Below are 12,733 nucleotides of genomic sequence, written 5' to 3'. Positions count from 1 at the left end.
CTATAATTTAAATTAAGCTAATGGAATTCTTTGTGGTGCTTCCACCCAAATTTTCTCCGTAATTACTATTCCAACTAATACACAAATTCCTGAAACAACTGCTAACATTTCTCCATTTCCAAAATATAACAGTGCTAATGGAATAATGTTTCCTATTAATACAGTTACAAACCAAAATAGATTTTTATATCTTCCTTTAGTTATCATTTTTACCACAGTTTTTGCTGAAGTAGTTGGATGTGTAATTGTCAACTCAGTTATTAATGTAAATAAGTTTACAACCAATGCAATAATTAGTGTGTTTTTTAAAATACTCATCCAATCTTCTTGTCCAAATATTAACGCAGCTAACACAAAAATTGAAACTCCTGCCATAACACTATGCACTAACATATGTAATGGTAACGTTGGGCTTTGCCAAAAATCGCGACCTTTTGCCTGTGCAAATAAGAATGCCGTATAAATTGCTAATAATATTGCAAATGCAGCAGTTATCCAAAGTAAAATGGTTTCCCCAGCTTGTATTTCAAAAAATGTCATTGCTCCCCAAATTGTTACTAACAATCCAAAAACAGTTATAGTATAGCCACCTTTTACTAACCAAGACTTCCATTGCGGACGTAATAAAACATTTAAGAATCTATCAGGTCTATCTAAATCCATCACCAAAAATAATCCAGTTAAAGCTAAAAATACTAGCGAAATACCAGCTGACCATAATTTAGCTGTTGGTGAAACTTCGTAACCCAACATAATTGCTAAAAATGGAATTAAAAATGCACCGGCAGAAATTGCTTTTGTAAACACATATGCGGAAACTTCCCATCCCCATAATATTCCTTTATCTGGTGTATCATAAACTCTACGAGCTTTTCCAGATAACACATCTATATAATTTGGGTTTTCAGTATCTTTTCTTTGATACGCAGCCTCAATATCATTATCTATTGTCATTTGAAGTAAATCTACATCATCATTCGTATGCATCATTTTTTCAGCAGCTTTCGCAAAATGACCTACACCACGTGCTTGTGAATTCCATAAACCAGGACCAGATTTATCTGTTGCTTCAGGCACTAAAGAAGCATCATCTCCATCTATATAAAACAAATTAGGATTGGTTCCTTTTTCAGGCTTACGAACTTTAACAGCCTGACGCGCTAACAATTGTGAAATCTCTGTTAATGGATTTTCCATATCACCAGCAATAATTGCATGTTCCGGACAAACAGTTACACATGCTGGCTCGCGACCAACATCTACTCTGTGTGCACAGTAATTACATTTTGCAGCTGTATTATTATCAGGATCAATATACAAAGCATCATAAGGACAGGCTTGCATACAAGACTTACAACCAATACAACGATTGTTATCAAAATCAACGATCCCGTCTTCACGAGTATAAAGTGCTTCAACCGGACAAATTTCCACACAAGGTGCATCCGTACAATGATTGCAACGCATTACAGAAAAAATTCTTCGAGTATCAGGGAATTCTCCCTTTTCAACTTGTTTAACATAGGTCCTGTTTACTCCAACTGGAACATCATGTTCCGATTTACAGGCCGTTGTACAAGCGTGACAACCTATACATTTACGATTGTCAATTATAAAACCATACTTCATTTTTTATAAAATATTTTGAACTTCTATCAAAGTTAGGGAATAGAAATATTAGTTTTGTAACTTAGCTCACATAACACGGCTGTTAAAATTTATTTAAAATGATTCTAAATAGAAATCATGTACTTTTGTTGAAAATTGAATAATTATAATGGAAATTCAACTCTTATTTTTTGGAATTGCTACAGATTTGGTTGGTGAAAACTCGCTGCCTTATACAATTGAAGAAAACACAACTATTGCTGAATTGAAAAATTCGCTCATCTCTAATTTTTCAGAATTAAAAAATATTAATGAATTTGCAATAGCTGTAAACGAAGAATATGCTGATGATGATTTAATTATAACTAATGGGGATGTTGTGGCTATAATTCCACCAGTTAGTGGCGGTTAATCTCTTAAATATTTTTTATCAATATAAAATGTTCCAAACGGAATAACTGAAGCTAAGAGCACAATTAAAGTTGTTTTAGATTTCCATTCCAATTCAGACTTCAACATAAATGCCAAAATAACATATCCTATAAATAAAATTCCGTGTGGCATTCCCAACATTTTCACATAGGTATCAATTCCTAATAAGTACTTAATTGGTGTTGCAATAAATAGCAATAATAAGTAAGAAACTCCTTCAAGTACACTTACAATTCTAAAGGTATTTTTCATTTGTTCTATAGTTAATAGTAGTTTGGCGAAAATACTGTTTATATTTCTTAAATTTGCTGAAAATCTTGTTAAAAATGACAATAAATACCTCTATTAAAATAACATCAGAAAAATTAAATTTACAAGATTGTTACAGTTTTGTGCAAGATGCATCTTGTGGAGGGATTTCTTTATTTGTTGGCACCGTTAGAAATGCAACAAAAAATAAAGAAGTGACCTTATTAGATTTTAGCGGTTACGAACCAATGGCAATTAAAGAAATGCAAAAAATTGCTGACTTAGCTATGGTAAAATTCGACATTCACAAAATTGCAATTCACCATGCACTTGGTGAACTTAAAATTGGTGAAATTCCAGTAATAATTGCTGTTTCTTCTGCACATAGAAAAGCCGCTTTTGAAGCTTGTGAATTTGCTATTGACACCCTAAAAGAAACTGTACCAATCTGGAAAAAAGAACATTTTGAAGATGGTGAAGTTTGGGTGAATTCACATCCTTAAACTATCTTCATTTTTTTAACAATCCTCTATCTCTGAACAAGCAGTTTTAGCTCTTGTTTTTACATTTTAATAAACTGCTTTTCAAGTAAATTGATATAAGTCATCCAACACCAACAATAATATAATTATATTTGAGGTTGAAAATTGCTATACTATGAAAAAAATTCATACCCATGGAGTTTTAATCTTTTTATTTTTTTTATTAAGTTTTAAATTTACGATTGCTCAAAATGCAGTTTTAAAAGCTACTTTAATAGAATTAAATTTCCATGCAGATAGTAATCCACAGGATTTTACACTCAATCAATCAGGATTTTATTTCACAGCCACAGATGATGACTACTCAGGACCTATTGGTAGGGAGTTGTGGTATTCAGATGGTACTCCAGAAGGCACTTCATTAATAAAAGACATTTATTCAGGAAAGAATTCTTCTAACCCTAAAAATCTTGTAATAATAGGTGGTAATCTATTTTTTACAGCAAATAACGGTTTAAACGGTGTAGAATTATGGACAAGTAATGGGACTGAGGCTGGTACAAACATGGTTAAAGACATAAATCCAAATAGCACAAATGCATACAACGGCCCTAATAATTTTGTCAGCTTTAATGATAAATTATATTTTACTGCTACTGATGGTATAAATGGAATTGAATTATGGGTAAGTGATGGAACCGAGTCCGGTACGAGGCTAGTCAAAGATATCAATCCAAATGAAGCAAGTAGTTCTCCAAGAGATCTATTTGTTTTTAATAATGAGCTATATTTTATTGCTGATGATGGAATAATTGGGGCAGAATTATGGAAAAGTGATGGAACTGAATCTGGAACAAAATTGATTAAAGACATTAACCCTAACTATTCAGGATTGAATAGTGGAAATCAGTTCTTAATAATGAATAATCACTTTTATTTTTTCGCTAATAATGGAATAAATGGCACAGAATTATGGAAAAGTGATGGAACTGAAATAGGCACAAGCATAATGAAAGATATAATGGTTGGCAACAACTCCAGTGCAAATGCATTAAAAGGGAGTGTTCTTAACAACATAATAATTTTTGAAGCAAATGACGGAATAAATGGAACAGAAATATGGAAAAGTGATGGAACTGAGTCTGGAACAACTATGATTAAGGACATAAACAACACAAATTTCAATAGTATTTCTTATAATAGTAAGTTTGTGAAATTTAATAATTTTATATACTTCGTTGCTAATAATGGTATTGACGGAGATGAAATATGGAAAACTGATGGAACTTCAAATGGAACAGAATTATTAAAAGATATTAATATAGGAAATGCTGGAGTATGGATAGATAAATTTCATGTAGATGAAGTAAATAATAAGCTTTTATTTTTTTCAACTAGTACAAATTCTTCTAATAAAACTTTATGGATTAGTGATGGGTCCTCTACAGGAACATTTGAATTATCAAATATTAAAGATAGTAACAGTTCTGGATTAGAAGAAAGTTTTGTCAGTATTAATAACAATACAATTATTACAGGTGAAGATGATACGTATGGAAATGAATTATGGATTACTGACGGAACGATTTCTGGAACAACGCTTTTTTTAGATTTAGTTCATTCAAAAGGAAGCTATCCTGCAAGATTTAAAGATGTTAATGGAGAACTTTTTTTTAGAGCCAATGAATCATTATATAAAAGTGATGGTACAATTAATGGTACTAAAAAGATAAAATCTAATATATATATTGATGATAAAACTGATATGAGAGACATCAATGGTATTCTATATTTTAGTGCCTCAAGTAGTAATCATGGATATGAATTATGGAGAAGCGATGGAACGGAAGATGGTACATACATGGTTAAAGATATTAAACCGGGTGCAGGAAGTAGTATGAGGAATTATAATGAAAAACAGTCGTTCACAGTAATTAACGACATTCTCTATTTTAAAGCTGACAACGGTATAAATGGTTTTGAGTTATGGAGAAGTAGTGGAACAGAATCAGGAACCTATATGATTAAAGATATAAGGCAAGGGGCAAATAGTGGTGGAGGAAGTAATCTTGTGATTCTTAATGAAAAAATTTATTTTACTGCTTACGAAGCTAATGGAGGAGCTTTATGGACAACCGACGGCACTTATTCGGGTACTTTAAAAATAATAGATATTAAATATCCTGAGAGGTTAAATGTAGCTAATGAGAAGTTAATCTTTTTTGCAAACACATCAAATTCATCTTATGGTTCTAATGATTTATGGGCATCCGATGGGACAGTTGAGGGAACCTACTTTATTAAAACGTTTAACGATAGTTTTTCTGGCATTACTGGTTTTTTAAATTTAAATGATGAATTATATTTTGTTGCACAAGATCCCGAAAAATATCGAAGAGGTCTATACAAAACCAATGGTACTGTTGAAGGAACTATTTTATTATTTGATGCATCCACTCATTCTATTCCATCACTTGATATTGAAGATATAGTAGCTTCTGGAGAATATGTTTACTTTGGTCTTCAAACAACATCAACAAATTACACCGCTCCAAGTGATGAACTATGGAGAACGGATGGAACTGTTGATGGAACTATTAAAATTACAGATGAGAGTGAAATAGGTGATAAAATTTACCAAATGCTTCCATTTAAAGATAATTTAATTTTTAAAACAACTCCTAATTTAAACTTTTGGATGACAAGTGGGAAGCAAAATGAACTATATAAAGTTAATATTCAAACTGAAAATAATCAATACTTTGATAATTATAATGGAATAGAATCACTTGGAGTAAGTGGTGATAAAATCTATTTTAGAGCTAGCAATAGTAAAAGCGGTTCTGAATTATATGTTACAACACCAAGTAATATGACTTCAGATAATAGTGAAGATGATTTGGATGGAGACGGAGTTTTAAATTTAATTGATAAATGTCCTAATACTCCTTTAGGAGAGATAGTAGATTCAAATGGTTGTTCCGAAAGTCAATTAGATGACGATGAAGATGGTGTGATGAATGATATTGATATTTGTCCGAATACTCCTTCTGCAGAAGAAGTAAATACTGTTGGGTGTTCAGAAAGCCAACTATTAGATGACGATAAAGATGGAGTGATGAATGATATTGATATTTGTATAAATACACCTTTTGGAGATGAGGTAAATGAACATGGCTGTTCTTTAAATGAAATAATTATAATTCCCGATACATATTTTGAACAAGCTTTAATTGACTTAGGTTTTGATAGTGATGGAATTATTAATAAGCAAATTCTAAAGGATGATGCATTATTAGTTGATAGATTAGATGTTTCCCGTTATGGAATTAAAGATTTAACAGGAATAGAAGGTTTTAAAAATTTATTATCAATTTATTGTAATAGCAATGAACTAACAAGTATAGACTTAAGTAAAAATAGTGAATTGAAAAGTCTTAATTGTAGTAATAATCAATTAAAAAGTATTGATATTACTCATAATTTTGAATTAGATTATTTTGACTGTGGTTCAAATGAGTTAACCAACCTAGATACTAGTAAGAATCTAAACTTAAGGGTTTTGTTATGTACGAGCAACGAGTTTAAAAGTTTAGATGTTAGTAGAAATTTAAAACTATCTTCATTTCAATGTGGCTTTAATAAGATAACAAGTATAGATGTAAGTGAAAACGAAGAATTAACTAGCTTCGTGTGCAATAGTAATCAATTACAAGTTATAGATATTACTAATAACCCTAAGTTAATTTTTATCTCTTGTTATTTTAATTTAATAAAAGAATTAAATGTTAGAAAGAATATTCAATTAACAAGTTTATATTGTCATGACAATAATTTAACAAGTTTAGATTTAAGCAATAACTTAAGTTTAAAACATTTAAATACTACTGATAATCCCGATTTAGTTTGTATTCAAGTAGCGAATGAAATAGAGGCTAATAATGGTGAAGGTAATTACAGTAATTGGAATAAAGATACGTTTTCTATTTATTCAGTATATTGTTCAAATGGAGATAATGATGGAGATGGCGTTATAAACGATAATGATCAATGTCCAAATACACCAATTGGAGAATCTGTAGATGCTAATGGTTGTTCACAAAGTCAACTTTTAGACGATGATTTAGATGGTATTATGAATGATATTGATATTTGCCCAAATACACCAACTGGGGAAGCTGTAAATGCATTAGGATGCTCAGAGAGTCAGTTAGATGATGATAACGATGGTGTTATGAATGATGCAGATCAATGCTTAAATACACCAACAGGAGAAACGGTAGATGAAAATGGCTGTTCACAAAGTCAATTAGATGATGATAGTGATGGCGTTTTGAATGGAATAGATTTATGTCCAGATACACTAAGTGGAAAAACTGTAAATGAGAATGGGTGTGCAGATAACCAGTTAGACGATGATAATGATGGAGTAACAAATGATGCAGATCAATGTTCAAATACACCAACAGGAGAAACTGTAGATGCATCAGGATGCTCAGAAAGTCAGTTAGATGATGATGGAGATGGTGTTTTGAATGATGCAGATCAATGTTCAAATACACCAATTGGAGAATCTGTAGATGCTAATGGTTGCTCAGAAAGTCAGTTGGATGATGATAATGACGGAGTTTTAAACGGAATAGATTTATGTCCAGATACACTAAGTGGAAAAACCGTAGATGAAAATGGCTGTTCACAAAGTCAACTAGATGATGATAGTGATGGTGTAACAAATGACATAGATCAATGCTCAGGAACTCCATTAGGAGAAGCGGTTAATGATGTTGGTTGTACTTTGTCAAATTCAAAAATTAACATACCAGATGCTAATTTTGAACAGGCATTAATAGATTTAGGAATTGATAGTGACGGAATTATTAACAAACAAATATCTAAGGTTGATGCTTTAAATGTTAATAATTTAAACGTTTCAGAAAAAGAAATTGAAAGCTTAGTAGGCATTGAAGGATTTGAAAACTTATTAGAATTAACCTGTTTTTCTAATAACTTGAAAAGTTTAGATGTAAGCAAGAATTTAAAGCTATTAGAATTAAATTGTTATAATAATCAATTATCAAGTTTAGATTTAAGTCAAAATAAGGAAATTGTTGATCTGGGTTGTTCAGTCAATTTGCTTACAGAATTAGACGTAACTATGTTAAGTAACTTAATTCAATTAAGTTGTTCCAATAATCAACTTTCATTATTAAATACAAATCAAAACTATAAATTAAATTTCCTTCATTGTGAAAACAATTTGTTAGTTAACCTTAACTTAAGTATTAATGGACAGTTAGTTTTACTTAATTGCTCAAAAAACTTATTAGAAAATTTGGATGTTACTAATAATACAAATTTAACTTCTATATACTGTTATGATAATCTCCTTACAGAATTAGATGTAACTAAAAACACAAAATTAATCGATTTTTATTGTTACAACAATAACCTTACTAGTATTGATGTTAGTAAAAACACTAAATTAAGTTTATTTTATTGTTGGAAGAATTTTCTTCAACTACTAGATGTAAAAAATAATAATCAATTGATTCAGCTCATTTGTAATAATAATAAATTAACGAGTTTAGATGTTAGTGAAAATGGTAAGTTAGAAAATTTTGATTGTTCAAATAACCAACTAACAAGTCTTGTTTTAATAAAAAATAGTAAGTTAACTCGTTTTCATTGTTACAACAATCAACTTACAAATCTAGATATAAGTAGCTGTATTGATTTGGGAAAATTTAATTCTACAAACAATTTAGATTTAAGTTGTATTCAAGTTTTAAATGAGGCGGCAGCGAATGAAGGAGTAGGTAATTATAAAGAATGGTATAAAGATTCATCAGCATTTTATTCAGAAAACTGTTCCAATCCAGATTTTGATGATGATGGAGTCTTGAACGAAAATGATATTTGCCCTAATACTCCTTTAGGTGATTCGGTTGATGCAAATGGTTGTTCCGTTAATCAAATTGTTTATATACCAGATCCTAATTTTGAACAAGCACTAATTGATTTAGGGATTGATAGCGATGGCAAAATAAATGGAGAGATGTTTCTATATGATGCCGTAAATGTTGGTGAATTGATTTTAATTGAAAAAAATATAGCTGATTTATCAGGAATAGAAGCCTTTAAAAATTTAGAATATTTACATGTTCAAATAAATAATCTAACAAGTCTAAACGTAAGTAATAATATAAAATTAATAAATTTAGACTGTTCTGCAAATCAATTAAATAATTTGGATGTTAGTAAAAACACAGAGTTAACAGGACTCCAAATAGAATATAATCAGTTTACTTCAATTGATATTTCTCAAAATAAAAAAATAACTGGGTTTAATTGTATTGGAAATAATATTACAGAATTAAATTTATCTAACCAAAAAGACTTAGCCGTTATTTATTGTAGTGAAAACAAATTAGAGAGTTTAGATTTAAGTCAAAATGTAGCCTTAAGAGTTTTTCTAGGTAAATCTAACCAGTTTAAAAATATTGATTTTAGCTTTAATTCAAATCTTGAAGAAGTAAACATATCTGATAATGAATTATCAAATTTAAATTTGAAAAACAATCTTGAATTAGTTGAATTTAATTCTTCTAACAACCCTAATTTATTTTGTATTGAAGTAGGAAACGAAACAGCTGCTAATAATAAAGAAGGTAATTATAAAGAATGGCAAAAAGATACTTTCACTATCTATTCTGAAAATTGTTCAAATACAGATTTTGATGATGATGGTGTATTAAATAACATTGATATTTGCCCAGACACACCTTCAGGTGAAACTGTAGATGAAAATGGTTGTTCAGTCAATCAAATTGTAGTAATTCCAGATGCTAATTTTGAACAGGCATTAATAGATTTAGGAATTGATAGTGATGGAATTATTAATAAACAAATTTCTAAGATTGATGCTTTAAATGTAAATAGTTTAAACGTTTCAGAAAAAGAAATTAAAGATTTAACAGGAATAGAAGCCTTTGAAAATTTACAATATTTATATTGTGGCTCTAACGAATTAACAAATTTAGATTTAAGTAAAAACAAACAACTAATTGGAGTTAATTGTACTCTTAATCAATTAAGTAGCTTAAATGTTAGTAAAAGTAATTATCTAAGAACACTTTCATGCTCAGACAATGAATTAACTAGTATAGATTTAAGCAATAATATTCAGCTGACTTATTATTATGGTGGTAATAATCAACTAACCAGTATAGATATTAGTAACAATATAAATCTAGAATATTTTCATTGTTCTAATAATAATTTGGCAAATATTGATGTAAGTAAAAACACTAAATTAAAAAGTTTTGTTTGCCATACTAATGAGTTAACAAATTTAGATGTAAGTAAAAATACTAAATTACATACTTTATGGTGTAATGACAATCAAATAGCCAAATTAGATGTAAGTAAAAATACTAAACTACGTTCATTTTGGTGTTATAATAATCAATTCTCTGAATTAAATGTTAGAGAAAACATTGAATTAGAGGATTTGTTTTGTCATACGAATCAATTGGTAAATTTAGATGTTAGTAATAATATTAATTTAACTAATTTTCAATGTTTTAATAATCAAATAAGTAGTTTAGATGTTAGCAACAATATTAATTTAACCAATTTTCTATGCTATAATAATCCGCTAAATAGCTTGGATGTGAGTAATAATGTGCAATTATTGTATTTTTATTGCGATAATAATCAACTTATTAATATAGACCTACAATATAATAAGCACTTAGCTAGTTTTAGCTGTAAAAATAATCAGCTAACTTCTTTAGATTTAAGTAATAATCTTGAGTTAAATTATTTTAATTCTGTGAATAATCCTAATTTATTTTGTATTCAAGTAGACAATGAGGTAAATGCTAATAATGGAGTAGATAATTATAATGAATGGTATAAAGATTCTTTTACTTTTTATTCTGAAAATTGTTCAAATACAGATTTTGATGGTGATGGTGTTTTAAATGAGAATGATTTTTGCCCAGAAACACCAATAGGTGAATCCGTTGATGAAAATGGTTGTTCAGTTAATCAAATTGTTTACATACCAGATGCTAATTTTGAACAGGCATTAATAGATTTAGGGATTGATAGTGATGGAATTATAAATAAACAAATAAACAATGAAGATGCTTTAAAAGTAAGTAATTTAAATGTATCAGAAAAAGAAATTAAAGATTTAACAGGAATAGAGGCCTTTAAAAATTTAACAGAACTCAATTGCTCTAAAAATGAGTTACAAAATTTAAATGTCAGTCAGCATTCAGAGTTAGAAAACCTTAACTGTTATGGAAATCTGATATCAAGCTTAGATATAAGTCAAAATGAGAATTTAGGTTTGCTTAATTGTAATGATAATCAACTAACAAACTTAGATGTAAACAAAAACACTAAATTGTCACAATTACATTGCTCTAGGAATCAACTAACAAAATTAGATTTAGATAATAATATAAATTTGGAAATATTAGTTTGTCGAGAAAATAGTTTGACAAACTTAGACCTAAGCAAAAATTCTAAATTGTTACATCTGGATTGTACCTGGAATCAACTAACAGAATTAGATGTAGATAATAACATAGAGTTGCAATTTTTAGATTGTGGCATTAATAGTTTATCAAGTATAGATATAAGTGCACATTTGAATTTAATATCTTTATTTTGTTATGGCAATCAACTAACAAGTATAGATATTACTGAAAATTCAAAACTCGAATACCTATATCTATATGGTAATCAATTAACTAATTTAGATTTGAGTAAAAACTTAAAATTGGTAAGAATTATTTTAAATGACAATCTACTTGAGACTCTTAATTTAACTGCGAATAGTAAACTAGAACAGTTTTATGGTTTTAATAATTACTTAACCAATTTAGATTTAAGCTATAATTTTGAATTAATAAATATGGATTCTAGAGGGAATTCTAGTTTAGGGTGTATTCAAGTCGCTAATGAAACAGCGGCTAACAATAAAGAAGGTAATTACAAAGAATGGTATAAAGACACTCTTACTATCTTTTCTGAAGATTGTTCAAGTATTGATATCGATGGAGATGGAATTTTAAATGAAAATGATTTATGCCCAGAAACTCCAGAAGGAGAAACCGTAAACGAAAATGGTTGTTCTCAAAGTCAATTAGATGATGATAATGATGGTGTAATGAATGATAAAGATCTATGCCCAGAAACTCCAGAAGGAGAAATTGTTAATTTTAACGGGTGTATAGTATTGCCTTCAAACAATTTTAAAATTGAAACTATTAATGAAACTTGTCCAAATAAAAACAATGGTCAAATTAAAATAGCTTCAACAATTACATATGATTATTTAGTAACTATAAATGACAGTGAATACAATTTAACCAATGATTTAACAATTGAAAATTTAGAACCCGGGACTTATGATATTTGCATAACTGTTCCTAACGTAACTTCTAAACAATGTTATACCATTGAAATAGCAGAAGGTGAAACAGTTTCTGGAAAAGCGAGTACAACCGCAAATAAAACAGCTATTGTAATTGAAAAAGGAACTGCTCCTTTTGATGTAATCGTAAACGGACAATTAGTATTTAAAACAATGTCTTCAACATTTGATTTAAATAATAAACATGGAGATTTAATTGAAATAAAAACAGCAATTAGTTGTGAAGGTATTTTCTCAAAAACTATAAACTTATTTGAAGAAATTGTAGTTTTCCCAAATCCTACAAAAGGGATTTTTGAAGTAGCCTTACCATTATCATTAAAAGAAGTAAAAATTGATTTGTTTACTTTAAACTCACAACTTATTTCTTCTGAAGTTTATCAAGTAATTAATGGAAAAGTACAATTAGATATTCGAAATAAACCTAATGCAGTATATCTAATAAAAGTGCATTTAGAGAATCCTGTTTCCGTTAAAATTATAAAAGAGTAGATATTTTAAAATGAAGATA

General features: G+C 29.0%; 5 protein-coding genes. 3 read left to right on the top strand and 2 right to left on the bottom strand.

Annotated elements, in window-relative coordinates:
• Positions 1–12: 12 nt before the first annotated feature.
• Positions 13–1,629, bottom strand: coding sequence for an NrfD/PsrC family molybdoenzyme membrane anchor subunit (gene nrfD / locus CHB63_RS08645; protein ID WP_089378051.1), 1,617 nt, complete (start codon positions 1,627–1,629; stop codon positions 13–15).
• A gap of 148 nt (positions 1,630–1,777) precedes the next feature.
• On the opposite strand from nrfD, the gene CHB63_RS08640 reads away from it, so the two are divergent.
• Positions 1,778–2,020 carry a MoaD/ThiS family protein gene (locus CHB63_RS08640; protein ID WP_089378050.1) on the top strand — a complete coding sequence of 81 codons (243 nt, stop codon included), beginning with the start codon at positions 1,778–1,780 and terminating at the stop codon, positions 2,018–2,020.
• On the opposite strand, the gene CHB63_RS08635 is transcribed toward CHB63_RS08640, so the two are convergent.
• On the bottom strand, positions 2,017–2,292 hold the full coding sequence (locus CHB63_RS08635; RefSeq protein WP_089378138.1) for a DUF3817 domain-containing protein: 276 nt from the start codon (positions 2,290–2,292) through the stop codon (positions 2,017–2,019). The genes CHB63_RS08640 and CHB63_RS08635 overlap by 4 nt on opposite strands.
• 74 nt (positions 2,293–2,366) lie before the next feature.
• Between CHB63_RS08635 and CHB63_RS08630 the strand changes: the two genes are divergently transcribed.
• Both CHB63_RS08630 and CHB63_RS08625 read left to right on the top strand, forming a co-directional pair.
• The gene (locus CHB63_RS08630; protein ID WP_089378049.1) at positions 2,367–2,792 is read left to right on the top strand and encodes a molybdenum cofactor biosynthesis protein MoaE; all 426 of its coding nucleotides are present in this window, start codon (positions 2,367–2,369) and stop codon (positions 2,790–2,792) included.
• A gap of 154 nt (positions 2,793–2,946) precedes the next feature.
• Positions 2,947–12,714, top strand: coding sequence for an ELWxxDGT repeat protein (locus CHB63_RS08625; protein WP_089378048.1), 9,768 nt, complete (start codon positions 2,947–2,949; stop codon positions 12,712–12,714).
• Positions 12,715–12,733: the final 19 nt, after the last annotated feature.

The sequence above is a fragment of the Lutibacter flavus genome (assembly GCF_900188355.1).
Taxonomy (GTDB): domain Bacteria; phylum Bacteroidota; class Bacteroidia; order Flavobacteriales; family Flavobacteriaceae; genus Lutibacter; species Lutibacter flavus.
Note: the sequence above shows the minus strand (reverse complement) of the source record. Positions and strands in the feature narration are given on the sequence as shown.